At 54.3% G+C, this 24,466-nt stretch carries 18 protein-coding genes; 10 read left to right on the top strand and 8 right to left on the bottom strand.

Annotated features, from left to right (window positions below; genetic code table 11):
- Positions 1–8: 8 nt before the first annotated feature.
- The 8 genes from JMA46_RS17025 to dnaA all read right to left on the bottom strand — a co-directional run bounded on the left by JMA46_RS17025 (position 9) and on the right by dnaA (position 11,563).
- Positions 9–590 carry a DUF3566 domain-containing protein gene (locus tag JMA46_RS17025; protein ID WP_207343757.1) on the bottom strand — a complete coding sequence of 194 codons (582 nt, stop codon included), beginning with the start codon at positions 588–590 and terminating at the stop codon, positions 9–11.
- Positions 587–3,232, bottom strand: coding sequence for a DNA gyrase subunit A (gyrA, locus tag JMA46_RS02735; RefSeq protein ID WP_207343756.1), 2,646 nt, complete (start codon positions 3,230–3,232; stop codon positions 587–589). Before gyrA ends, JMA46_RS17025 begins: the two co-directional genes overlap by 4 nt.
- Before the next feature lie 69 nt (positions 3,233–3,301).
- Positions 3,302–5,398 carry a DNA topoisomerase (ATP-hydrolyzing) subunit B gene (gene gyrB, locus JMA46_RS02730; RefSeq protein WP_207343755.1) on the bottom strand — a complete coding sequence of 699 codons (2,097 nt, stop codon included), beginning with the start codon at positions 5,396–5,398 and terminating at the stop codon, positions 3,302–3,304.
- A gap of 327 nt (positions 5,399–5,725) precedes the next feature.
- Entirely contained in the window at positions 5,726–6,226 is a 501-nt protein-coding gene (locus JMA46_RS02725; protein WP_348770034.1) for a DciA family protein, read from the bottom strand.
- A gap of 82 nt (positions 6,227–6,308) precedes the next feature.
- Positions 6,309–7,538 (bottom strand): DNA replication/repair protein RecF, encoded by a 1,230-nt coding sequence (gene recF / locus JMA46_RS02720; protein WP_207343753.1) that lies wholly within the window; start codon positions 7,536–7,538, stop codon positions 6,309–6,311.
- A gap of 21 nt (positions 7,539–7,559) precedes the next feature.
- Positions 7,560–8,447 carry a phosphogluconate dehydrogenase (NAD(+)-dependent, decarboxylating) gene (gnd, locus tag JMA46_RS02715; protein ID WP_207343752.1) on the bottom strand — a complete coding sequence of 296 codons (888 nt, stop codon included), beginning with the start codon at positions 8,445–8,447 and terminating at the stop codon, positions 7,560–7,562.
- Between the two features lie 69 nt (positions 8,448–8,516).
- Positions 8,517–9,641, bottom strand: a complete 1,125-nt coding sequence (gene dnaN / locus JMA46_RS02710; RefSeq protein WP_207343751.1) for a DNA polymerase III subunit beta — start codon at positions 9,639–9,641, stop codon at positions 8,517–8,519.
- Positions 9,642–10,096: 455 nt separating this feature from the next.
- Entirely contained in the window at positions 10,097–11,563 is a 1,467-nt protein-coding gene (gene dnaA / locus JMA46_RS02705) for a chromosomal replication initiator protein DnaA (protein WP_207343750.1), read from the bottom strand.
- Between the two features lie 563 nt (positions 11,564–12,126).
- On the opposite strand from dnaA, the gene rpmH reads away from it, so the two are divergent.
- The 10 genes from rpmH (at position 12,127) to istB (ending at position 23,920) form a co-directional block, all read left to right on the top strand.
- Positions 12,127–12,264: a 50S ribosomal protein L34 gene (gene rpmH, locus JMA46_RS02700; protein ID WP_044569795.1), complete on the top strand. Its 138-nt coding sequence runs from the start codon at positions 12,127–12,129 to the stop codon at positions 12,262–12,264.
- A 55-nt stretch (positions 12,265–12,319) separates the two neighbouring features.
- Positions 12,320–12,739 carry a ribonuclease P protein component gene (gene rnpA, locus JMA46_RS02695; RefSeq protein WP_207343749.1) on the top strand — a complete coding sequence of 140 codons (420 nt, stop codon included), beginning with the start codon at positions 12,320–12,322 and terminating at the stop codon, positions 12,737–12,739.
- On the top strand, positions 12,736–13,131 hold the full coding sequence (gene yidD / locus JMA46_RS02690) for a membrane protein insertion efficiency factor YidD (RefSeq protein ID WP_207343748.1): 396 nt from the start codon (positions 12,736–12,738) through the stop codon (positions 13,129–13,131). Before rnpA ends, yidD begins: the two co-directional genes overlap by 4 nt.
- Before the next feature lie 18 nt (positions 13,132–13,149).
- Complete coding sequence (gene yidC / locus JMA46_RS02685) at positions 13,150–14,115, top strand: membrane protein insertase YidC (RefSeq protein WP_207343747.1); 966 nt, start codon at positions 13,150–13,152, stop codon at positions 14,113–14,115.
- Positions 14,115–14,642, top strand: a complete 528-nt coding sequence (locus JMA46_RS02680) for a R3H domain-containing nucleic acid-binding protein (RefSeq protein WP_207343746.1) — start codon at positions 14,115–14,117, stop codon at positions 14,640–14,642. Before yidC ends, JMA46_RS02680 begins: the two co-directional genes overlap by 1 nt.
- Positions 14,643–14,727: 85 nt before the next feature.
- Entirely contained in the window at positions 14,728–15,360 is a 633-nt protein-coding gene (rsmG, locus tag JMA46_RS02675) for a 16S rRNA (guanine(527)-N(7))-methyltransferase RsmG (RefSeq protein ID WP_207343745.1), read from the top strand.
- Positions 15,361–15,440: 80 nt separating this feature from the next.
- Complete coding sequence (locus JMA46_RS02670) at positions 15,441–16,496, top strand: ParA family protein (protein ID WP_348770031.1); 1,056 nt, start codon at positions 15,441–15,443, stop codon at positions 16,494–16,496.
- Positions 16,497–16,584: 88 nt separating this feature from the next.
- On the top strand, positions 16,585–17,598 hold the full coding sequence (locus tag JMA46_RS02665) for a ParB/RepB/Spo0J family partition protein (RefSeq protein WP_207343744.1): 1,014 nt from the start codon (positions 16,585–16,587) through the stop codon (positions 17,596–17,598).
- Positions 17,599–21,632: 4,034 nt separating this feature from the next.
- Positions 21,633–23,147 carry an IS21 family transposase gene (istA, locus tag JMA46_RS02660; protein ID WP_348770030.1) on the top strand — a complete coding sequence of 505 codons (1,515 nt, stop codon included), beginning with the start codon at positions 21,633–21,635 and terminating at the stop codon, positions 23,145–23,147.
- On the top strand, positions 23,144–23,920 hold the full coding sequence (gene istB, locus JMA46_RS02655) for an IS21-like element helper ATPase IstB (RefSeq protein WP_348770029.1): 777 nt from the start codon (positions 23,144–23,146) through the stop codon (positions 23,918–23,920). Before istA ends, istB begins: the two co-directional genes overlap by 4 nt.
- Positions 23,921–24,466: the final 546 nt, after the last annotated feature.

Genomic DNA, 24,466 nt, shown 5'->3' with positions numbered 1-24,466 from the left:
TTTGCTGCTTAATCGTCGGTCAAAGTGACACCAATACCGCCCACCAGTGTGGCTGAAATGTTGTACAACCAGGCAGAAAGCACCGAAAGTGTGGTTAACAACACAACATTGACGACTGCAACGATTGTTGAAAATGAAGCAACCTGTCCCAATGAGGCAATGCTGAGAAGATCGAAGGGTGCTCCACCCTCCTTGCCTTGGATCTCATTGATGAACGCGTTGACTGTGTCAAACAAGCCAATGGCATCAAGTAGTGACCACAGCACGATGGACGCAACGACCGTGACAATGCCCAAAGCTACAGACAGCAGAAAAGCCATTTTAAGGACTGACCAGGGATCAACCTTGCTAACGAGCAGGCGCGCTCGGCGAGCTTTGGCTTTAGGGGCAGGCTTAACAAGTGTCGGAGGCCCTTTGGGTGCGGGCTTAACCGGGGTCGACGTCCCGTTTGGCGCCGCCTTCTTGGCTACTGCCGGCTTCACTGCCGTCCCAGCAGTCGGGGTTGCACTGCTCGGACGTTGTGTTGGGCGCGCCGGGGCACCTACCCTGGGTGCGGAGTCAGGCCGCGGGATCGGGTTGTTGGTGCTCACTCGGTACCTCCAGTTATTCCGTCATTTCCATTTAACGGTACTTCATCAACCTGTCGGTTTGCTTCCGATTCAACCACAAGCGCTGCCTCGGGAACCTCAGTCTCATCCACTTCGTCGTCTTCTTCGAGGCCGCGTTCGCTGTTGCGGGCAATACCAATAATGCGGTCATTCTTGTCCGGCTTGGCAAAAATAACCCCCATGGTATCTCTTCCCTTTGCTGGAACCTCCGAAACGTCGGAACGCACCACCTTGCCACCGCCCATGACGACAAGAACCTCATCGTCTTCTTGGACGATCAAGGCTCCAATAAGATCGCCTCGGTCCTCAACAAGTTTGGCGACCTTGATGCCCAGTCCACCACGTCCTTGTAGTCGATATTCCCCGACAGCCGTTCGCTTGGCATAGCCTCCCTCAGTCACGATGAACACGAAGGAATCTTCGGTGACCACGTTGGCTGACAAAAGTTCATCAAAGTTCCGGAACTTCATGCCCGTTACCCCTGATGTGGCTCGTCCCATGGGCCGCAATGCATCGTTTGTGGCCGTAAATCTGATGGACTGACCCTTGCGGGAAACCAATAGCAAATCATCCGTGTCGGAGACCAACTGTGCCGAAACGAGCTCATCCCCGTCACGCAAGTTGATGGCGATGACGCCAGCAGAACGATTCGTGTCGTAGTCCTCGAGCGAAGTCTTCTTGACAAGTCCGTTCTTCGTTGCCAGCACCAGGTACGGTGACTGCTGGTAATCCCGCAGTTCCATAACCTGGGCAATCTTCTCATCAGGTTGGAAGGCTAGAAGGTTGGCGACGTGCTGTCCCTTGGCATCTCTGCCGGCCTCTGCGAGTTCGTAGGCCTTGGCCCGGTAAACCCGCCCCAAGTTCGTGAAGAATAGCAGCCAATGGTGGGTTGTGGTGACAAAAAAGTGTTCAACGACGTCGTCACCGCGCAGTGCAGCACCCTTGATTCCCTTACCACCGCGGTGTTGTGACCGGTAGTTGTCACTACGGGTACGTTTTACGTATCCTCCACGGGTAATGGTGACCACCATCTCTTCTTCAGGGATGAGGTCTTCCATGCTCATGTTCGGGTCGTAGCCCATCATGATTTCCGTACGGCGGTCGTCTCCATACCGGGCCGTAATATCCGCAAGTTCATCGCTGACTATGCCGCGCTGAACTTCCGGGTCAGCCAAAATACGGTTGAACTCGGTAATCATGGTTTCCAGCACATCATGACGATCTTGTATCTTCTGGTGTTCCAAGGCTGCCAGGCGGCGCAACTGCATGTCGAGAATGGCCTTGGCCTGAATCTCGTCGATGCTCAGCAACTGCATTAGGCCTTCCCTGGCCTCTTCGGTTGTGTTTGAGCGTCGAATTAGGGCAATAACTTCATCAAGAGCGTCCAGCGCCTTCAGCAAAGCCCGCTGAATATGCGCCTCTTCCTCTGCCTTGCGCAAGCGGAACTGGGTGCGGCGGACAATGACGTCCATCTGGTGCGTAACCCAGTGGCGAATGAAGGCATCCAACGGCAGTGTGCGTGGCACGCCGTCCACAATGGCCAGCATGTTGGCACTAAAGTTCTCTTGGAGCTGGGTGTGCTTGTAAAGGTTGTTTAGCACTACCTTTGCTACAGCGTCCCGCTTCAGGACCACTACAAGTCGCTGCCCCGTACGTCCTGACGTCTCATCTCGAAGGTCAGCAATACCGGCGATTTTACCGTCCTTGACAAGGTCAGCAATCTTGATGGCCAGGTTGTCGGGGTTTGCTTGGTAGGGCAGTTCGGTAACCACAAGGCAAGTCCGGCCTTGGATCTCCTCGACACTGACCACTGCCCGCATGGTGATGGAACCACGCCCTGTGCGGTATGCGTCTTCGATGCCTTTTCGGCCCAGGATTTGTGCACCGGTGGGAAAGTCCGGTCCCTTAATACGCTCAATGAGTGCTTCTAAAAGTTCTTCGCGCCCCACTGTGGGATTGGCCAGGTACCACTGGACACCTTCGGAGACTTCCCTCAGATTGTGCGGGGGAATATTCGTGGCCATTCCGACGGCGATTCCTGAGGACCCATTAACCAAGAGGTTGGGGAATCTTGATGGAAGGATGGTTGGTTCTTGGTTTTTACCGTCATAGTTATCCTGGAAATCAACGGTTTCCTCGTCAATGTCCCGAACCATCTCCATGGCGAGTGGCGCCATTTTGGTTTCTGTATAACGTGGTGCAGCAGCACCATCGTTTCCAGGCGAGCCGAAGTTTCCTTGTCCAAGCGCCAGCGGGTAACGCATGGTCCAGTCTTGGATCAAGCGCACCAACGCGTCATAGATGGCCGAGTCGCCGTGAGGGTGATATTGCCCCATGACCTCCCCCACCACTCGGGCACACTTGTTGAAAGAACGCTCGGGCCGGTATCCGCCGTCAAACATGGCGTAGAGCACGCGGCGGTGAACAGGTTTGAGCCCGTCCCTGACATCCGGGAGTGCTCGGCCGACAATCACCGCCATGGCGTAATCCAGGTAAGAACGCTTCATCTCCTCCTGGAGATCGATTTGCTCTACTTTGTCGTGCAGCAGGTTGCCTTCAAGAACTTCGTCACCACTGGCGACAACCGTGGGTTCTTCAGGGTTCTGTGGTGTTTCGTCACTCATAATCTTTTATATTCCATTCCCAATATATGTCAGTTTCGATCTATAACTAGTTACCCATATTTTGGTGGCCTAGATATCGAGGAACCGTACATCCTTGGCGTTTTGCTGGATGAAGTTTCGTCGTGATTCGACATCTTCACCCATGAGGATGGAGAAAATTTGGTCCGCTTCCGCGGCATCGTCCATGGTGACCTGCAGCAGAGTACGATGTGCCGGGTCCATGGTGGTGTCCCACAACTCCGTGTAGTCCATTTCACCCAGACCCTTGTACCGCTGAATACCGTTGTCCTTGGGGATTCGGCGCCCAGAAGCAGCACCGGCGGCCAATGCTGCATCACGCTCCTTGTCGCTAAAGACGTAGTCATGCGGAGCGTTGGACCACTTAATCCTGTACAGCGGCGGCTGAGCGAGATAAACATAGCCATTTTCAATCAATGGACGCATGTAGCGGAACAGCAGAGTAAGCAACAAAGTCGTGATGTGCTGACCGTCAACATCGGCATCTGCCATCAAGACAATCTTGTGGTAGCGAGCCTTGGCAACATCAAAGTCTTCACCAATGCCTGCACCAAATGCCGTGATCATGGCCTGGACTTCAGCATTTCCCAACGCGCGGTCAAGACGGGCACGTTCGACATTCAAGATCTTTCCACGCAATGGCAGAATAGCCTGTGTGGTTGGGTTCCTACCGCGGACGGCTGAACCACCGGCAGAATCACCCTCAACGATGTAGATTTCTGACAATGCCGGATCTTTGGACTGGCAGTCTTTGAGCTTGCCAGGCATGCCCCCTGATTCCAGCAGACCTTTTCGGCGGGTATTTTCGCGTGCCTTGCGAGCGGCCAGCCGAGCCATGGAGGCCTGTAAGGACTTGCGAATAATGTCCTTGGCAGGACCTGGGTTGCGTTCCAGCCAGTCGCCGAGGCCGTCAGTGACAACACGCTGAACGAAGCCCTTGACCTCCGAATTTCCGAGCTTTGTCTTCGTCTGGCCCTCAAACTGCGGGTTGGAGAGTTTCACCGAAACAACAGCTGTCAGGCCTTCACGAATGTCATCACCGGTGAGGTTGTCATCCTTCTCCCGAATAATGTTCTTCTCGCGCGCGTAGCGGTTTATCAAGGAGGTCATGGCAGCACGGAACCCCTCTTCGTGGGTTCCACCTTCATGCGTGTTTATTGTGTTCGCGTAGGTGTGGACACTCTCTGAAAATGAGGTGGTCCACTGCATGGCGATTTCCACGGCCATGCTTCGCGCAGCATCCTCGGTTTCGAAGGCAATGACGTCCTCGTGAACGGGCTCGTACTTCTTTGAAGTGTTCAGGTGCTTGACGTAGTCGAGCAGTCCATTCATGTACTGGTAAACGACAACGCGCTTACCAGTGACAACATCTTTGCCTTCGGGGATGGCATCCAAGTCGGGGTCCTCATCGGGAACCGCCAACACTTCACGCTCATCGGTAAGCGTGATCTTCAATCCCTTGTTCAGGAATGACATCTGTTGGAACCGAGCACGCAGAGTCTCAAAATCGAAATCGACTGAGTCGAAAATTTCCGGGTCCGGATAGAACGTCTGGGTGGTCCCTGTTTCGGTGGTGGCTTCACCCTTGATCAGGGTTCCCTGCGGCTTTCCTCCATCGGCAAAGCTCATGCGCCAAACGAAGCCCTTGCGCCTAATTTCTGTGTCCACTTTTCGGGACAAGGCATTGACAACTGAAATGCCGACGCCGTGTAGGCCACCGGAAACTGCATAGCCGCTGCCACCAAACTTGCCGCCGGCGTGCAGGATGGTCATTACCACTTCAACAGTGGGCTTGTGCTCGGTGGGGTGGATATCCACGGGGATGCCGCGGCCATTGTCAACAACTCGCACGCCTCCCTCGGCTGTGAGCGTGATTTCAATATGGTCGCAATAGCCGGCAAGAGCCTCGTCCACGGAGTTGTCCACAACCTCGTAGACCAAGTGGTGCAGTCCGCGGGGACCTGTGGAACCGATATACATGCCGGGGCGTTTCCGAACGGCTTCCAAGCCCTCCAAAACGGTGATGTCACTGGCATCATAGTGACTGGTGTTGGCTGGTACGGCATCTGCTTCAGAGCTTGGCGCCGCGACTGGCTGCGCGTCTTCCGGTTCTGGATTCACGGCACTATCCGAATTGTTCGTCGTCACAGGCGCGTTCGACCCCTTTTGTTGTTCAGCTCGATTGCCAGCATGGGAACGTGCACGCAATACTCACTTGCGCTGGCATCGAATCCTCTTGGATGGCAGATAAATACCGCTCTCAACGAAACTAGAAGACGTACCACAGTGCCGTTGAGAGACGGTTACGGTGCAATTCTACCCTGAGACGGGGACATATGGGGTCTTATAGTGCCCTGAAACGCGAGAGAACCGGCTCAGGACGCAATTGTTGCTCCTCCTTTAAGGGGATGTACACCAAGTACCGTTTAAATCGCCCTGCAGCGCCTCGGCCACTTTTCAGACCGGTGGCTGCAACTACCCGTAGGTGTCTCGAGGTCCGCGTCCTTTGACGTTACGAAACCCCTTGCGCCAACTCGGTGCAGTGGGGCCAAGAACCTGAATTTTCGTGACAACCCCACGCCCCAATTCCTCGTCAAATTTGGCCAACAGCGAAGATGCCAGCAACCGGAGTTGGGTGGCCCAACTAGTGGAATCACACCTAACGTGAAGTGTGGTGGCTTCAAAACTCTCGGGTTGGCAATGGGCAGCAATCTCGGGCCCCACCAAAGCGTCCCACTGGGCCATGACTGAACCGACCGCCAATGGCGAACTCCAGCCTCTTTCAGAAATCAAACGACTGACGACGTTGCCCAACCCCAGGGGATCCCTGCCGCCGCCATATTTTGCACCGATAAATGGCTGTCGCTTATTCTTGATTACGACTTTTTCACCCAACCGACTCCGTGGAATTCTCAACTCCCCACGCCCCTTGGCAATCCTGCGCATACGGTTCAGGGCAGCCTGGGCGGCATCAATCTCTGTCGTGTTGTCAGTTGCCGCAGCCCGTTTTCGGTGGTCTTCTCCCGTTGGATCATCACTTGAGAAGCGTGGCGGCTGCTCATTCATTGGGTGCAACTCCACCTGGAATAACATGGATCGTTGAACCGGAAAGCTCCTCGGGAATGTCCCCAATCACAGCTGCCGTAACTAGAACCTGCTCAGCTGAAGCAACCATCAAAGCCAGTTTCCGACGTCGCTGTGCATCCAATTCCGCGAAAACATCGTCCAGGATCAGGATCGGCTGATTGCCCTCCACATGCTTGTCCTCGTCGAGAACATGAAAAGAAGCAAGCCTTAGTGCCAACGCAATCGACCAGGATTCCCCATGAGAGGCATAGCCCCGGACAGGTGCCTCTCCCAGGAACAGCTCTAATTCGTCCCTGTGTGGTCCGGTCAGTGACATCCCCCTTTCAAGCTCGCGGATTCTTGAGCTCAACAACTCAGTTCGGTACTTTTCTGTCAATTCGGCCACAGTACACTGCAAGAAATCATCAGCATCCTGGTTCTCATCAGCACCCCCACCGGGTGGTTCGTCAGCATTGTGGGGAGAGTCGTCGTCGTGCCTGGCTATGGGTTGAAGACTACTGCGGTAAATAGCACGCAGAACCTTGGACCCGTCAGTGAGTTGGGCATAGGCCTGCGCCATGTGAGGGCGCAGACGGTTGAGCAGCTCTAACCGTGCTGCAAGTAATTGTGCAGCAGCCAACGCCATATGCTCGTCCCAAACGTCCAGTGTTGACAGATTGGACTCTGATACTCCTGAGCGTGAAAAGTGCTGCGACCGTGCGGATTTCAGAAGTGCATTGCGTTGTTTGAGCACCCTGTCGTAGTCGCTTCGGGTTCCTGCGTGCCTGGGGAGAAGAACCACCAATAGATCATCGAGGAAACGACGGCGATTCCCTGGATCTCCTTTGACAAGTGCCAGATCCTCCGGAGCAAACAGAACTGTGCGGCAAAGCCCCAAAATATCGCGCGCCCTCACAGGGTTGGCACGGTTTATGCGCGCCCTGTTGGCCCGTGAAGCGTTGATCTCAACTTCAACCATCACTTTTTGTTCGGCCCGGACCAGTTGTGCACGGATCAACGCGCGATCCGTGCCAAACCGCAGCAGAGGTCCGTCCTGGCTAACCCGGTGTGAGGACAGCGTCGACAAATAACCAATTGACTCCACAAGGTTGGTTTTGCCCAATCCATTGGAACCAACCAGTACCGTCACACCGGGTGAGAGTGTGAGGTCAACTTGTGCGTAACTGCGGAAATCAGTTAAAGATAGATGTTCAAGATACATGGAGCTACAGAGTGTCCACTGCTAGGAACCCGAAGGTTTTGTTGCATGCCCGCCAAATTGGTGGCGCAAGGCCGAAACCATCTTCATGGCCGGAGAGTTGTCCTCCCGGGAAGAGAATCGCGCAAATAGTGCAGCCGTGATGGCTGGGGCAGGAACGGCATTGGCGATGGCTTCCTCCACAGTCCATCGACCTTCCCCGGAATCTTCAACGTAATCGTCAATAGTCTCCAGCCCGGGATCCTCATCAAGTGCCTTCACCATGAGGTCAAGTAGCCAGGAACGCACAACAGTGCCCTTTTGCCAAGCCCGGAAAGTGCCGGGCAAATCTTGGATAATATCCTTTTTTGCCAAGAGTTCGTAGCCTTCTGCATAGGCCTGCATGAGGCCATATTCGATGCCATTGTGGACCATCTTGGCGTAGTGGCCCGCACCAATTCCACCAACATGGACGAAGCTGTCAGCTCGTTCACCTTCAGGCCGCAGCGCATCCAAAACAGGAAGGGCTCGGGCTATGTCCTCGGCTGCACCGCCGGCCATCAGTCCGTAGCCGTTTTCCAGCCCCCACACACCGCCTGAAACACCAACATCCACGAATGAGATGCTCTTGCCAGTGAGCATCGAGCCATGCGTTTGGTCTTCGGTGAACCGAGAGTTTCCGCCGTCAATAAGCAAGTCGCCTGGTTCAAGCAGTGTAGACAACTCAGTTATCACCGAATCGGTGATAACACCCGAAGGCACCATTACCCAGACAAGCCTGGGCGCAGGAATGGCGGCCACCAGTTCCATCAGGGAGGGAACATCGCTGACTTCGGGATTTCTATCAAATCCGGTCACTTCGATGCCAGCTGAACGGAGCCTCTCGCGCATGTTGAAGCCCATTTTTCCAAGTCCAACAAGTCCAATATGCACGTTTGGTTCTCTCTTCCATGGGTAAGTGACAGGGGCAATAACACCGGTACTAGCCGTGTGGTTGGTTGTTTATTGGCTTGGAAGCCTGACTGGCATGACCAGGTAGCGATATTCATCACGGCGTTCACCGTTGATGTCATCTTGGGCGCAAAGCATGGCCGGTTTCGGTGCTGAAGTAAAGGAGAAACGGACGTACTTGCTATCGAAGGCATTCAAACCCTCGCTGAGGTAATGGGGGTTGAACGCCACTGTTATTTCGTCGCCTACCAGGCTTGCTTCCAGGTTTTCCGATGCCTGTGCATCTTCGCCTGTGCCAGCATCGAGAGTCAGCTGACCGTCGGTGAAGATCAAACGTACTGGAGTATTCCTCTCAGCAACGAGAGAAACGCGACGTACGGCTTCAGCAAGGGTCTGGGTTTCAACTGTTGCGTGGATGGGGGTTGTATCCGGGAACAAAGAACGGATCTTGGGATAGTCACCATCAACCAAAAGTGAAGTGGTTCTGCGTCCACCACTTTCAAAGCCAATGAGCTCGTTGTTTTCAGAAAGGGCTATGTTGATGTTTCCTGAGCTACTCAATGACTTTGCTACTTCACTGAGTGTTTTAGCCTTCACCAAAGCGCCAGTGGAAATGTTTGCAACGGAAGGGTTCCACCGGATTTCGCGTAAGGCCAACCGGTACCTGTCGGTAGCAAGCAAAGTGATGAGATCACCCTCAATTTCCATCTTCACACCGGTGAGGATGGGCAGCGTGTCATCTTTGCTTGCAGCAATGATCACCTGGGAAACAGCTTGTGCAAAGGCGTCTCCGTCAACAGTTCCACTGACTTCTGGAAGGGCTGGAAGTTCCGGGTAGTCATTAACGGGCATGGTTGCCAAATGGAAACGACTGCTTCGACAAGTCAATGTGACTTTGGTTCCGTCAGTTTCAACATCAACGGGAGCGGCCGGCAAGCTGCGGCAAATATCGGCCATGAGGCGCCCGGAGACTAGCACACTGCCTTCTTCAGAAATATCAGCAGGAATTTGAAGACGAGCTGAAATCTCGTAATCGAAGCTGGAGAGACTCAACGTTCCCGCCTCGGCTTTGAACATGAGGCCTGAAAGGACTGGAACAGGTGGGCGGGGTGACAACGAACGTGCGGCCCAGCTGACTGCTTCGGTCAGAACATCCCGTTCGACTCGGAACTTCACGGAAGGGTGCCGCCTTTCATGGTGCGAAAAAATTAAGTGGTGCCTTGGTCCTTGATGTCTATGGCGACAGGAAGCAAGGATCGAATTACATGCTTGCAGACAGCTTAGCCCCTAGACAAGCCCATTAGGTCATTGAAGATGGTCGTCGAAGGGTGCAGGATGACGAGACGGAAAATGTTGTTTGAAACGCATATTTCTTGTAGTTAGTAGTGTTAATAAGTCCTGTGGATACTGTGGATAAAGCCTCTAGATCACGAGGTTGTACCAACTTTGCCTGTGCACAGTGTGTGAGGTTGGACCGCTTTGGGCTGTGAGGAGAGGTGGAGAACCTTTTTGCGCGATTTAATGATCCACAGGAACTGGGTGGGTTATCCGCAGGAAGTGTGTAGTTGTACACTCCTTTATCCACAGCATTATCCACAGCTGTTAATTTCAGGTTCGCCCCCCCATTTGGGTCAGCCTTCACGTTGTTGTTGTTTGATCTTGTTCGTCAGTTCCGTGACCTGGTTGTAGATGGCTCGGCGTTCTGCCATGAGTTCGCGGATTTTCCTGTCAGCGTGGATGACGGTTGTGTGATCCCGCCCGCCAAACTCCTGCCCAATTTTCGGCAACGACATGTCAGTCAGCTCGCGGCACAGATACATGGCGATTTGCCGGGCCGTTACCAAAGTTCGCGTACGCGACTTGCTGCAGAGCTCTTCCAACGAAATGTTGAAGTAGGCAGCGGTCTGTCCGAGGATGGCTGTGGAGGTGATCTCCTGCGCGCCATCGTCAGTGATCAGGTCCTTCAGGACAAGTTCAGCCAAACCGACGTCCACAGGTTGGCGGTTAAGGCTGGCAAAAGCCGTGACGCGAATCAAGGCACCTTCGAGCTCACGAATATTGGTGGAGATCTTCGAAGCAATGTATTCAAGGGCGTCATCAGGGGCAGAGAGCCCTTCTCCAATGGCCTTTTTGCGCAAAATAGCGATGCGTGTTTCCAGCTCTGGAGGTTGTACATCAGTGAGCAAGCCCCACTCAAAGCGTGAGCGCATACGTTCCTCAAACCCCTGCAGTCGTTTTGGGGGAAGGTCAGAAGTGATAACTACTTGCTTGTTGTGGTTGTGAAGGGCATTGAAAGTGTGGAAGAACTCTTCCTGGGTAGCGTCCTTGTTTGCCAGAAACTGGATGTCGTCAATCAGCAGGATGTCCACGTTGCGGTACAACTGCTTGAAGCTGGCCCCTTCATCGTCACGGATGGAGTTGATGAAATCATTGGTGAACTCTTCGGAATTCACATAACGCACCCGGATACCTGTGTACAGGCGGCGTGCATAGTGCCCAATCGCGTGAAGCAAGTGGGTTTTTCCCAAGCCGGAATCGCCATAGATGAACAACGGGTTATAGGCCTTTGCCGGCGCTTCAGCCACAGCGACCGCAGCAGCATGGGCAAATCGGTTGGAGGAACCAATCACGAATGAATCAAAAACGTACTTCGGGTTGAGTCGGCCAAATTCGTGGGAGGTGCTGGGCAGCATCGGTGAAGGCTTGGATGGTTGTTCTATCCTGTTGTTGTGGCCCGAACGTTCAATATGTTCGTTGCGTTCGACACGCTCAACACGCTCAGCTCGGGCGGTGGAAGGTGCCGGTTCTTCCTCTTTGATGGGAGGGACAAGATCAGCGTTGACGCTGAACGCGCAGCTGATTTCTTCCGAAAATACTTGTGCCAATGCATCGTTCAAGGCTGTGTTGAGCTGGTTTTGTAGGACTTCACGGGTGAGTTCATTGGGAACAGCAACCAGAAGGGTGTTTCCAATCAGGCCTTGGGGCTGGGTGAGGACCACGAAACCACGCTGGCGTGGGGATACTCTTTCGTCCTGTTCAAGGATCCTTATGACACGACGCCAGGAACTACCAACGTCATTGAAGTCCTCAGTGCTCATTGATTGTTCCATCCTTGTCCCCGGCTGGTTCGCCGTAATGCCGCTATTCGTGTCCATGCCGTCTGTGACTTCCCTTACACGTCCTAGGCTTCTTGCCCGGCGTGTTTCTGGGCGTCTCATCGGAGTAATCCACAGGGTTATACACATCCGTGGATAACTTGCCACGGGCCAAGCCTAAAGGATCAAAAGGTGAGAAGATAGCGAGAGAAACTGCTTGTGGATAAATGTCACAACCTTGTGCGTATCTGAACTCCATCCACAGACTTTGCACACTGGGTTGTACACAGCTGTGGATGACGGTCAACGGATCCCTGGATGGCTTCTACAGCGGGTTCAGGTGTGAAACGGACTCGATTGTCTTTCTTGCCAAAGCACGCTCGTTTGACTGTAGAGGCTTGAATGACCTAACGTTGTGAAGTCCCATGTGTCTGTTTTGCGCTCTTGCGTGCGCTTCCCTTAATTGGGAAGTGGAATGAACAGGCATCCATATACTTAGCGTCGACCCCTTCCTCACCTGTTAGCTACGGGCAAGGCGCATCTTTTATTGTCTTGGAGTAACTACCGTGAGCAAGCGGACTTTTCAGCCGAACAACCGCCGTCGTGCCAAGAAGCACGGCTTCCGTCTGCGCATGCGCACCCGTGCAGGCCGCGCCATTCTGGCAGCGCGCCGCACCAAGGGTCGCGTAGAGCTGTCGGCCTAAATAATAACTGCTTGACGATTCGTCGAGCCTTAGTGAAGTAACGGATGATCGCACGGTGCTAGCCACCAAGAATAGAATGCGGACTTCCGCCAACTTCTCACATACTGTTCGTTCCGGCGTCCGCAATGGACGCCGGAACTTAGTGTTATATGTGGTGTCCACTTCTTCGGATGAACCTAGCAAAATCGGGTTCATCGTGGCGAAGACTGTTGGGAACGCTGTAACTCGGAATCTCGTTAAAAGGAGATTGCGGGAGATTGTTGTTGAAACAATTAAGCAGCAACCCCATGGAATCAATGTTGTGGTGCGGGCTCTGCCTGTCTCTGCACGTGCTTCCTTCAGTGAATTACTCACGGACTACCGCAAGGCGTTTTCCACTGCTTCATCCCGTATGGAGAGAAAAGTGGAGGATGCTTCGCTGTTGACACCCGCAGTAGGTAAGGTTCGCGTTTCTAAAGGAGATGATGCTTTGTGAGCCCCTCACAAACCCAACGGCATGCACCCAAATGGCCTAACGTCGTCGTGCTTTTCCTTTGGCATCTTCCTCGCAACATACTTATTATCGTTTTGAAACTGTACCGGCGCGTCATCTCTCCCATATATGGACAGGTGTGCCGGTTTTTTCCGTCATGTTCGGCTTATGCTTTGGAAGCTGTGACTGTTCATGGCGCCATCAAGGGCACGTGGTTGGCTTCGCGCAGAGTTGTGCGCTGCCATCCTTGGAGCGCAGGAGGCTTGGACCCTGTTCCCACGCCGGCTGACTCCAATTGGGATGATCCTTCCACTGTGCCCCTGATTGTCCAACTGAACCACCCAGTTGTATTTCTGGCTAAGCAGCAGGAAACACAAAGTCGCGACGCGGCTTGAGGAGATAGATAAAGAAATATGGGCTTCTTCAATACAATTCTGTTCCCCTTCAAGTGGGTCGTCTCGTGGATCATGGTTACCTTCCATGATGTGCTGAGTTTCCTGGGAATGGATCCAGTTTCCGGTGTTACCTGGACCCTGTCCATCATTGGGCTGGTGCTGGTGATCCGTGCCGCTTTGATTCCTGTTTTTGTGAAGCAGATCAAGGCGCAGCGCGGTATGCAGGCACTGCAGCCGGACATGAAGAAGTTGCAAGCCAAGTACAAGGGCAAGACAGACCAGCTGTCCCGCCAGGCCATGGGCCAGGAACAGATGGCGCTTTATAAGGAACACGGCACCAACCCGTTCTCCGCTTGCTTGCCTATGCTGATTCAGATGCCGTTCTTCTTCTCCCTGTTCCAAGTGCTTTCAGGGGTTTCAAAGGCTGCCAGCACGGGCACCACCATTGGTGCCATGAGTGCCCAGCAAGTGCTTCAGTTCGACAATGCCACCATCTTCGGTGCTCAGCTCTCCGATGCACTCCTGCCCTCCTTCCAGGGTGGGAATCTGACCATTGCCATTGCGACGTTGTCGATCGTCATGATCATTGCGATGATCGCGTCGCAGTTCATCACGCAGAAACAGATTATGTCCAAGAACATGTCTGAAGAAGCCATGCAGGGCCCGTTCATGAAGCAGCAGAAGATGATGCTTTACGTACTTCCGCTCGTGTTCGGCATCGGCGGTATTAACTTCCCCATTGGTGTTCTGATCTACTGGACAACCACCAACTTGTGGACCATGGGACAGCAGTTCTTCGTAATTCGGAGGATGCCTACCCCCGGATCGCCTGCTTACAAGGAGTACCAGAAGCGTCGCGAGGCCAAGGGTCTGCCTCTTCTAGGTGCTTCAAAGAAGAAGGTCGAAGCAGAAGTGATCGAAGAGATTCCTGACCCCAAGGGCCAGCGGAGCCAGCCACAACGCAAGAACAGGAAGAAAAAATAATGCCTGAAGAAACGCCGATTGTCCCTGAAGAAGCACCCGTCCCTGCAGGCTCAGGTGCCAGCCGCTTGGAAGAAGAAGGTGACATCGCAGCTGACTACCTGGAGGAACTCCTAGACATTGCCGATATCGATGGCGATATTGACATTGAAGTACGCAATGGTCGCACCTATATTTCCATCGTTGCTGACGAGGAATCCGATGTGCTGCAAGGTCTTGTTGGCCAGGACGGCGAAGTGCTGGAAGCCCTGCAGGAGCTGACACGCTTGAGTGTCCTTTCTGCTACCGACAGCCGTTCTCGATTGGTACTGGACATTTCCGGGTACCGTGACCGCCGCAGCGTGGAGCTTGCCACCATTGCCCAAGACGCTGCAGAACAGATCAAATCAGGAAGCGAATCGGTTGCGCTTGTTCCCATGGGAGCATACGAACGCAAGATTGTGCACGACGCGATTGCTGAATTGGGACTCGAATCCGAATCAGAGGGCGAAGGCTCCAAACGCCACATTGTGGTGACCGCTGCCCACTAGGGGTGGCTGTAAAGAAGGTTTACGAATGGTGCCGGCTGCCGCCTGACGGGAGTGGCCGGAAACCGAATCTTAGAGGACATAAACAGTGGTGGAACTTACGGCGCAAGAGGCCGTTGCCGCGGCACATATTTTTGGCGATCGCCTTGATCTGGCCAAACGCTATGTGGAGCACTTGGCAACGTCGGGCATTGAACGCGGCTTGATCGGTCCTAGGGAAGTTCCACGCTTGTGGAGTCGCCACGTCTTGAACTGTGCCGTGGTTGCTGAGTTGATTGACGACGGCGTGAAGGTTGCCGATGTGGGTAGTGGAGCCGGCTTGCCGGGTCTGTGTCTGGCAATTGCTCGGCCTGATCTTTACCTGACACTCATTGAGCCTTTGGAACGCCGGGTTGTCTGGCTTGAGGAGGTGGTCATGGATCTAGGTCTTTCTAATGTGGAAATTGTGCGTTCCCGTGCGGAAGCTGCTATTGGCAAAGTCGAATGCAGCGTCGTGACAGCACGTGCAGTCTCGGCGCTGAACACCCTCGCCCCGCTCACCATTCCGCTCCTGGGGGGGCAAGGGGAACTGCTGGCAATAAAGGGGCGGAGTGCCAAGGAAGAAATTGGCAAGGCAGCGAAGACGCTGAAGAAACTTGGTGGCGTGAGCACCGAGGTGCTCACAGTTGGACAGGATGTTTTGGAGGAACCTACAACCGTGGTCCGTGTAAGGGTGAAGTAGCGCTGAGCACCACTGGTGTGGGTTTGAACCGATAGGCTAGAGGTTGGCAACCATCGCCATAGGAAAGTGAGAGTGTCAGCGTGACCAGTAGCGAAGCAGCTTCGCAACGGATACCTCCGTTCATGTCGTTGGGGTCGGCGCGTTCTAGTACCTCAAGTCAACCTAAAGTGGTTGTTCAAGCTGGTCGCACGAAAGCCAGTAATGTTTCACGTGAAACCAAGGATCCGGCTGTTGGTGCTCTAGACAATGATTTTGACACAGGCAGCCCAATTGCCAGCCAATTGGTGAGTGAAACCAAGCGACGCGAAAAGTTGCTGGGGCGAAGTCTTCCAAGCCCTATCAGGACCCGAGTGATGACAGTCGCCAATCAGAAGGGCGGCGTTGGCAAGACAACGACTACTGTAAATATTGCTGCAGCCTTAGCCTCTGCTGGACTCAACGTCTTGGTGATCGACATTGACCCCCAGGGAAATGCTTCTACAGCCCTAGGCATTCCACATCATGCTGAAATTGATAGCATCTACGATGTCCTGATTAATGATATACCGATGGCTGAAGTCGTCGCAGAATGCCCGGATATCGATAGATTGTACTGCGTTCCTGCCACTATCCATCTTGCGGGTGCAGAGATAGAACTCGTTTCTCTCGTGGCACGCGAGCAAAGGCTTCGTCGCGCCATTGATGCATATGTGAAGCATCGTGATCAGAACAACCAGGAACGGTTGGATTTCATATTCATTGATTGCCCCCCGAGTCTTGGTTTGTTGACGGTTAATGCGTTCTGTGCGGCCAATGAAGTTATGATCCCGATTCAATGTGAGTACTATGCACTAGAGGGCCTGAGTCAGCTTTTAAAGAATATCGAGATGATTCAAAAGCACTTGAATTCCGATCTGGTGATGTCAACTATTCTGTTGACCATGTACGACGGACGGACGAATCTTGCGGCTCATGTGGCTGCAGATGTCAGAGAGCATTTTCCGAAGCAAGTGCTCCAGGCGATGATTCCGCGTTCTGTCAGAATTTCCGAAGCACCGAGCTATCAGCAGACCGTTATGACGTATGACCCTTCATCTACTGGAGCCTTATCGTACCTTGAGGCAGCCGCTGAGCTTGCAGAGCGTCCCAGTACCTAGAAAGTCACGGGTAGAGTACTTTTGAAATTTACAATGATGATCAGCAGAACCCGACGTTGGTGGGGTTCATTCAACGGAGGATGTCTCAATGACTGATAAGCGCAGGGGACTTGGTCGTGGTTTGGGTGCTTTGATTCCCAATTCTTCAGGAGACGAGTCTGGTTCTTCTCAGCCAACACGACCGGTTGATTTGTTTTTTCCCGAGCCCAAAGGACGTAAGCCCAGTGTAAGCTCTGCGCAACAGGAGAAAAAGGTGGTTGTCGATGTACCACCGGAACTTGTAGAGGTACCTGGAGCGAGGTTCATGGAACTTCCTGTGGGGCAGATTCATCCAAACCGAAAACAGCCACGAACAGTTTTCGACGAAGACGAAATGGCAGAACTCGTACATTCAGTACGAGAAATCGGTATTCTGCAGCCCATCGTTGTTCGAGAATCAACGGAGATTGGCGATCAGCCTTACGAACTGGTCATGGGCGAGCGTCGATGGCGAGCAAGCCAAGCCGCCGGACTTGAGACTATCCCCGTAATTGTTCGTGAAACGACGGACGACAATCTTCTCCGCGATGCGCTATTGGAGAACTTGCACCGCAGTCAGCTGAATCCACTTGAAGAGGCTGCTGCTTACCAGCAACTGTTGGAGGATTTCGGGACAACACACGAACAGCTTGCGGACAAAATTGGACGCTCGCGGCCGCAGGTCTCCAACACACTGCGCCTTTTGAAACTGCCACCAGTCGTTCAACGAAGAGTTGCTGCCGGCGTTTTGTCGGCGGGGCACGCGCGTGCACTATTGGCATTGCCCGATTCCGATGCAATGGAGCTGCTGGCTCAGAAGATTGTTGCTGAAGGCATGTCTGTAAGAGCAACAGAGGAAGCCGTTCAGCTCTACCATATACCGGTTCCAGGGCATAAGCCTGGCAGTAAGACGCCCAGTCCCCGCCACGAAAGACTGGATTTTCTGGCTGGTACGTTGGCTGACCGATTGGATACGAATGTTAAGATCTCGCTTGGAGCTCGTAAGGGCAAGGTAAGCATCGAATTCGCGTCCGTTGAAGATCTAAATCGGATCATGGATGTTTTGAGTCCAGGCGGTAGCTAGTTTTAGTATCTTACTATCGGCTGTGTTTCACGTGAAACACAGCCGATAGTTCGTTAGAGTGTTTTCTTCAGGAATCATTGTAAGGGCAATAGTCGTGACAGAGTAAAGTCTTGACCACCCAATTTCATGTACATATTATCGGTCCCAGCATTGGTGCGTAATGTTTCACGTGAAACAAGATGGACCGATTAGGGTTCAGCGAAGCCGGCGAGTGGGTCGCACCGGAGCTCGTGATTCCTGTAAGACTTTGTATATCTACTTCCGGCACCAGCGATTCCGGATTCATGGGCAGCGAGGTCCGTACCAGGAGTAAAAGCTACCGCTGGTAGGCTAGGCGGCGTAATTCAAAAGATCCAAATAGCTCCTTGTGGAGACACCGGGCATGTATTGAGTCACTCTGGACTAGCTGCTCAGAATTGGATAGAAACTGGGCAGCAGTCCACTTCCTGATCAGTATGAAGCTGGGAACAGGGGACGTATTACTAGGACTGTCAGTCTGGAAAAAGTTCGTGGTTAAGATTCGGCGAAAACACTGGGACTAGAATACTGTGCAGTCCTCTGGGTCTGAGTCCTCCATTAGCATCAGCATGACCTCCTGTTGGGAGAACCGAGTCAGAAATTGGAACACTCCATTCTGTAGAGGAAAGCATAAGTCCGTGCGCTCACCCTAGGTCGCGTTGAGTGGCAATACTCCGTGTAAGCTTCCGGAAAAGTGTCACGATTTCGGTCAAGCGGAGAGTTGAACGAGAACAAAGGAAGAGACGTAGTCATCGTCTCTGATACAGCAAAAGTGCCATATTAGGTGTGTCACTGATTGGCCCAATTCTTCAGATATATCGCCCTGATACCGTACCGACTCATCTCAGAGGAATCATGAAGGGACTTGCGATGATCCGATATAGCAACGTTGATCCAGGCCAAATGAATCTTGTTGCTGGGTTGCCGAGCATGGAACGTCTGTGTGCTTGGTGCAGAAGTAGCTCATTCTTGGCCCAGAAGATTAGGGAGCACCTGACTCCTTAGGTGCCTGGTGCCCTCAATGTGTGGATAGCCTATTGTCTTGATTGTCTAAAGACGGTTTGCCATTAGTAGGAGGGAGTCCGTAACATCACTCGCTCATTTGTGTCCTAACAGAACCCTAAGGATTTCGCTAAGCAACTGTTTGGAAGACTATGAGCGTTGTGTTTAAGTTTGCCCCGCTGCCTGCTCAACGAGTCATATGGTATCCGGTAGGTCGATGGCCACGGGCGGGATAGGAGGCCGCGAGATGGACACACAGGGCTTGTTGATGCTGCTTAGGTTCTGGCGACCCTGGAACAGTCCAGGGTCGCCAGCTATCTGCCTAAATCAATGCCTAAATAGCGTTTGAAGTTGAACCCTTGGCGCTCCAGAGTTGCCAGCGCAGCATCATTGAAATCGAGGACGTCACATACACACCCATCCCTAGGTAGCAGAGCGAGAATGCGAAGAATGGATCCTTCTGGTGTGAGTTGCTTATCAGAATGTGGGGCGAACCGGCCGACTCGATGAATAGAATAGTCCGTCAGTGAGGAAGCTCGAGAATTTCATGGCCAGTACCAAGAAGATCAAGATTCGGTAGCGCACGGAACGACAGCGCACGGAAATACCACTGGACGATGTGCTCGAGTAGTGAAGAGTCTCTGTAATTGTCATCGAATCTGAAGATTCCATCCGTGAGACTCTATTCCGAACGTATTAGGAGGTCATACGTGTCATGTCTGAACCAGCGAAGGCGAAGATGGGGGTTTCCACGATTCAAGTGGAAGCGCAGCTTAAACAAGCGTAGGTATGACTCTGCCAGATGAGAGGTAGGCCATCCGTGTAGATGAGAGCAGGAGTAAGCACAATGGAAAACTTTGTGTTTCACGTGAAACAAGACCTCCCACAGCACTATTGATAGGCATTGGATGTTCCGTTATCGAATGGTCAAGGATCCGTGAGGGCACACATTCTGCCGTCGGCCTTGTTTTCAAGGCTGGCTGAGATCCCAGGCCTTTTCGCATCAAAGTATGGAGCACGGAAAGAGTTGTCTCCTAGTCAAATATGACGTTTCTGTCGTGACCCACCAGGGCTGCTTGAGACTTCTTCTTGTTCATGCTTGAGGATAACATCGGGACGACTATCCTTTGATCGACTACACGGATCCACCACCGATGGCCAAGCTCGCAGCGTGGCCAGCTCGAGGGTAAGCACCGAGGGGCGATCTTTTAGCCTAGCCGGGGGAAGGTTTGTCTTTGCTTGTCGGGAATACATGCAGTGCTTTTGCGTGTCTGCCCACCATCTCAGTCAGGCAGGCTAGGGCATGAGGTACAACAACGATCCAACTATTGTGCCGTCACGGGGAAACAGTCGACGGCATGCTCTTTCAGCGGATAGGACTGCAGAGAATACGGAGAGCTTTTCGGGGCGAATAAGGGCGGCCTGTCAAACGTCGCTCATAGTGGACGATGAGATTGGTGGGTTTGTTCGTCATCATGAAGATGTGATCGGTATGCTGCCGCGAACATAGGCAGCCTCGTTCCCGTCGTCATCATGGGATATCTGTTTCGGGTATGACAGGACAAGGTAGGGTACGGTCGTCTCACCCCTTGGGCGAGGAGTGGCAACCTGTGTGGTTTACCTCGCGTGAAGTGCCCCTTCGCGGCCTAAAACTTCGGATCAGTGGTCACTGGGTGCCGGTAGGTGATGCTGCATCGGCGAGAAGGGGTGCCCCAGCTCTAGAGCGACGGTGTGGTGGCTGTTGCCGGCAGCCTTGGACGCCAGTTTGGTCCGGATGAACTCCACAGCGTAGAAACTTCGCACCGACAGCGCCCTGGCAGCAGTACCTGGGTGTGACAGCAGCTGGAACTGCGGACGTGCCGTGAACGCATGTGAAACTGTGATTCGTCGAAGCCGCGCACGGTCCAGTTGCGGGCATTCCAGTGAGGGCGCAATCGCGCCTTGAACTTTGGGCATGCTGTCTGCACTGCCCGGAAGGTTACCTCGGGTTCCTCCACGGTGCCCACGATTAACAGCTTGTCCGCTCTTGTTCGCCAGATCACCGTGCATGCTAATACCTTCGTCTGTCAGGCCTGCCGGTGGGAAAGTACCACTTCGTGTGGAATCAGCAACGACAGGCAACGGATATAGTACCCACCGAGAGGGCCGTAAAAAATACGCTGCCACCCATATTGCAAAAAATCTTAGGCTTCGGCAGGAATAGTAGGTTTGGTCTTCACGCTTTCCTATCCAATGAAAACTAGACCCCAGAGCGAATATAGTCATCCAGGATGACCCCCATCACCAAATAATGCGGCGCGCGACACATATGCCCCACGGGACACCGTGTGCGACCAACATAGGGGACATGCGTAATGCGATGCGGATGCAAGCCGCCTTGGAAGACGGACAGGGGGTAGTTAGGCGCTTATGGAAAGGACATCGACCATAGCCAGAGGTTTTGCGATCACAGCCTAAACCCAACAAAGAGGGCAGCAGTTGGCACGGCGAAAAGTTCAGGCTGTAACCACCTATATATTTGTCGCTGGTGGAATGCTGACCGACTAGTCGCCACATGCAAGACAACGAACATCTATTTACCGTCTGGCGTCACACATGTTGGAGCCCCACCAATAGCGCCCAAAGGGTCTAAATGGGGACTGAGCTGCTCGCTGTAGTGCATTTTGAGTGCGATTTAGATTCAGACTGCGATTTCAGGCTCAGAATGAGGGAGCCAGGCTAAGAAAATACCTTCTTCATCGTATCCATGGAGGTGTGCTTTCGAAGCCCTAGTGGTACATCGTTTAGGAACGGTGATCTAGGATCAGCGCTAGCAGATGTTAGCGGCCATGGCAAACTGCCCATAGGCGGCCACGTAACTGCCCACTGATGGCCAGCAGAAATGCCCATTGGTGGCCATGAGATCTGCCCACTCTTATTTTCTAGCATCGCCGTGTTCTTAACGGCGGGAGCCCCTTCCTGGGGTTTGATGTCGGTGTCTAGTCGCACCAAACCAAACCAGGAAGAGGCTCTGTATGAAGTCTGACGGAGAAATCATGGAAATTCTTGAAGCGTACGATCTTACGAAGTCGTTGCGTGCCGCAGCCCAGCTGACGGGCTGTTCGCATCACACCGTGGCCAAGCACGTCGCCGCCCGCGATGCCGGGCGGCCCTTGGCGGAACCGATGTCCCGGGACAAGATCACCGATGAGTACCTGCCCAAGATCGAGGAGCTCGTGGAAAAGACACGGGGCCGGATCCGGGCCGATGTCACCCACCAAAAGCTGGTGGGCATGGGCTATACGGGGTCTGAGCGTTCCACCCGCCGCGCGATGGCCCAGGTCAAAGCCGAGTGGAAGCTCGGACGGGTGCGCGTGCACCGGCCCTGGATCACCGAGCCTGGCGGCTGGCTACAATATGATTTCGGAGACGGCCCTTACATTGACGGCGTGAAGACGGTGTTGTTCGTTGCTTGGCTGGCCTGGTCACGGTTCCGGATCGTCATCGCACTGCGGGATAGGACGGCGCCATCGGTGTTCGCGGCCCTGGATAGGTCCTTCCGCATCGCTGGCGGGGCACCGACTTACGTCCTGACAGATAACGAGAAGACGGTGACGGTCTCCCATGTGGCAGGAGTGCCCGTGCGGAACCTGCAAACCGTGGATTTTGCCCGCTACTACGGCGTGACGGTATTGACGTGTCAACCGGCGGATCCAGCCTCCAAGGGCGGGGTGGAGAACGCGGTGAAGGTCGCCAAGGCTGACATCGTGCCCAGGAATACGAACCTGCGAGAGGCGTACGGCTCCTTCGCCGAGGTGGAGGCCGCGTGTGAGGAGTTCATGACCCACATCAACACCCGTGAACACCGGGCAACGAAGCGCAAACCGGCGGCGATGCTCGCCGAGGAAGTCCTACGCCTGCACCGGGTTCCGGATGACGCCCACACGGTCTCCTTTGGGCTGGCCCGTACGGTGCCGCCGAACACGCCCATGGTCACGTTCAACAACGCCATGTACTCCGTCCCGTCCCACCTGCTGGGGCAGAAGGTGTTTGTCCGTTCCCACGGTGCTGGTCCGGATGAGAAAATCGTCATCGTTCACCACGGGCCCGCCGGCCCGGTGGAGGTCGCCCGCCACGGCAGGGCCCGGCCAGGGAGTCCGGCGATAAACGATGAGCATTTCCCTGGCTATGTGGAGAAGATCCCGGGCGATTACACGCCGCGGGCCCGCAACGGGGCCGAGGCGGAGTTCTTGGCAATCGGTGGTGGCGCCGTCACTTGGTTGAAGGAAGCCGCCGCCATCGGCACCTCACGGATGAACCAGAAAATGGCTGAGGCCGTCTCCCTGGCGAAGATCGCCGGCGTCATCGAGGTTGACCGGGCCCTGGGTACCGCGGCGATCCACGGACGCTTCGCCCACGGAGATCTCTCCTCAATCCTGCAAGCAGGCAGGGCCAGTACCCTCACCCACGCCGCCAGCGAGGACGCGTCTCTGACCCAGGGCACCAGTGCCTGGGCCGCCATCACCAGCAGCAAGGAAGTACAGCCGTGAACCCGCTCAACACCACCCCGGCACTGCCCGATGACGTAGAGGCGATGATGCGGTCTTTGAAGATGCCCCATGCCCGGGCCCTAGCACCGGAACTCATCGCGACCGCCCGCGCCCAGCGCTGGGAACCAGTCGAGATCATCAAGGCCCTCTTCACCGAGGAAATACGTGGCCGTGCCGCCTCAACGCTCGCCACCCGCCGCAAGGCCGCCGGGTTCCCGACCGGGAAAACCTTCGATGCCTGGGACCCGGAGGCATCCTCGATCCCAACCCCGACCCAGCAAGCCCTGCGAACCCTGGAATGGATCCGCCGCGGGGAAAACCTTGTCGTCTGCGGCCCCTCCGGCACCGGGAAAACATTCTTCCTCGAAGCCCTGGGCCAGCAAGCCGTCGAAGAAGGACTCAAGGTCGCGTGGTTCCGGCTCGAGGACCTCGGACAGCTCATCCGCGCCCACCGCACCGACGACAGCGTTACCCGCGCCATAACCCGGGTGCTGCGCGCTGATTTGGTGGTGATTGATGACATTGGCCTTTTACCTGTGGGAACTGACGCCGCCGAAGGACTCTACAGAGTCGTTGACGCTGCCTACGAGAAACGCTCCATCGCGATCTCCTCCAACCTGCACCCGGCCGGATTCGACGAGCTCATGCCCAAGACCCTGGCCACGGCAACCGTGGACCGACTGCTGCATCATGCACATGTCTGTCAGACCAGCGGCGACTCCGTCAGGCTGACCCAGGCCCTAGCAGGGAAGGGAGTGACCCAACTGAGCTAAAACACCGCACCGGTATGGTCAACCACGCATCTATATTTGTGGGCAGATCTCATGGCCATATCCGGGCAGTTTTGCTGGCCACCAGCGGGCAGAAGAAGTGGCCGCTGGTGGGCACAAACTCATGGCCCTTGACAAGCAGACTTGTCAGCGTTTTTACGCCGCCCTGAGTGGAAGACTGACACCCAAGCGCCGAGCCGTTCCAGACGTTCCTACACCATGCCTACTAACCACCTGCGGACGAAACCCGCCGGCAACTGGCTCCTTGGCTGGCTATGAAAAGTTCGACCTGTGGGGAGAACCTCTGGTCTCCTTTTTCCTGATGTAGCAGTGCCGGACTGTCGCAAGGGTGAACTACTCAGATGTTTGACTGGGAGAGGGCCAAATTTTGTATGCGCGCGGCTTGGGGTCTGTGGGTCTAACTAAGCAACATTCAGGATCATAAGTGGAGTCCAAGACCAGAGAATACGTCGAATACACTCCCAGAGAAGTGTGAATGGCATCCTGTGGCCGGGATTTCCTCTGCACCTTGGCTCACAGAGGAGTTGG

This window comes from Arthrobacter sp. E3, from assembly GCF_017353415.1.
Classification (GTDB): Bacteria; Actinomycetota; Actinomycetes; order Actinomycetales; family Micrococcaceae; genus Specibacter.
Note: the sequence above shows the minus strand (reverse complement) of the source record. Positions and strands in the feature narration are given on the sequence as shown.

What these genes read in the sequence shown, in the direction of transcription:
- recF (WP_207343753.1), bottom strand. Translation starts at nt 7,538, where the DNA reads ATGTATCTTGAACATCTATCTTTAACTGATTTCCGCAGTTACGCACAA.
- gyrA (WP_207343756.1), bottom strand. Translation starts at nt 3,232, where the DNA reads ATGAGTGACGAAACACCACAGAACCCTGAAGAACCCACGGTTGTCGCC.
- yidC (WP_207343747.1), top strand. Translation starts at nt 13,150, where the DNA reads ATGGGCTTCTTCAATACAATTCTGTTCCCCTTCAAGTGGGTCGTCTCG.
- JMA46_RS02665 (WP_207343744.1), top strand. Translation starts at nt 16,585, where the DNA reads ATGACTGATAAGCGCAGGGGACTTGGTCGTGGTTTGGGTGCTTTGATT.
- istA (WP_348770030.1), top strand. Translation starts at nt 21,633, where the DNA reads ATGAAGTCTGACGGAGAAATCATGGAAATTCTTGAAGCGTACGATCTT.
- dnaA (WP_207343750.1), bottom strand. Translation starts at nt 11,563, where the DNA reads ATGAGCACTGAGGACTTCAATGACGTTGGTAGTTCCTGGCGTCGTGTC.
- JMA46_RS02680 (WP_207343746.1), top strand. Translation starts at nt 14,115, where the DNA reads ATGCCTGAAGAAACGCCGATTGTCCCTGAAGAAGCACCCGTCCCTGCA.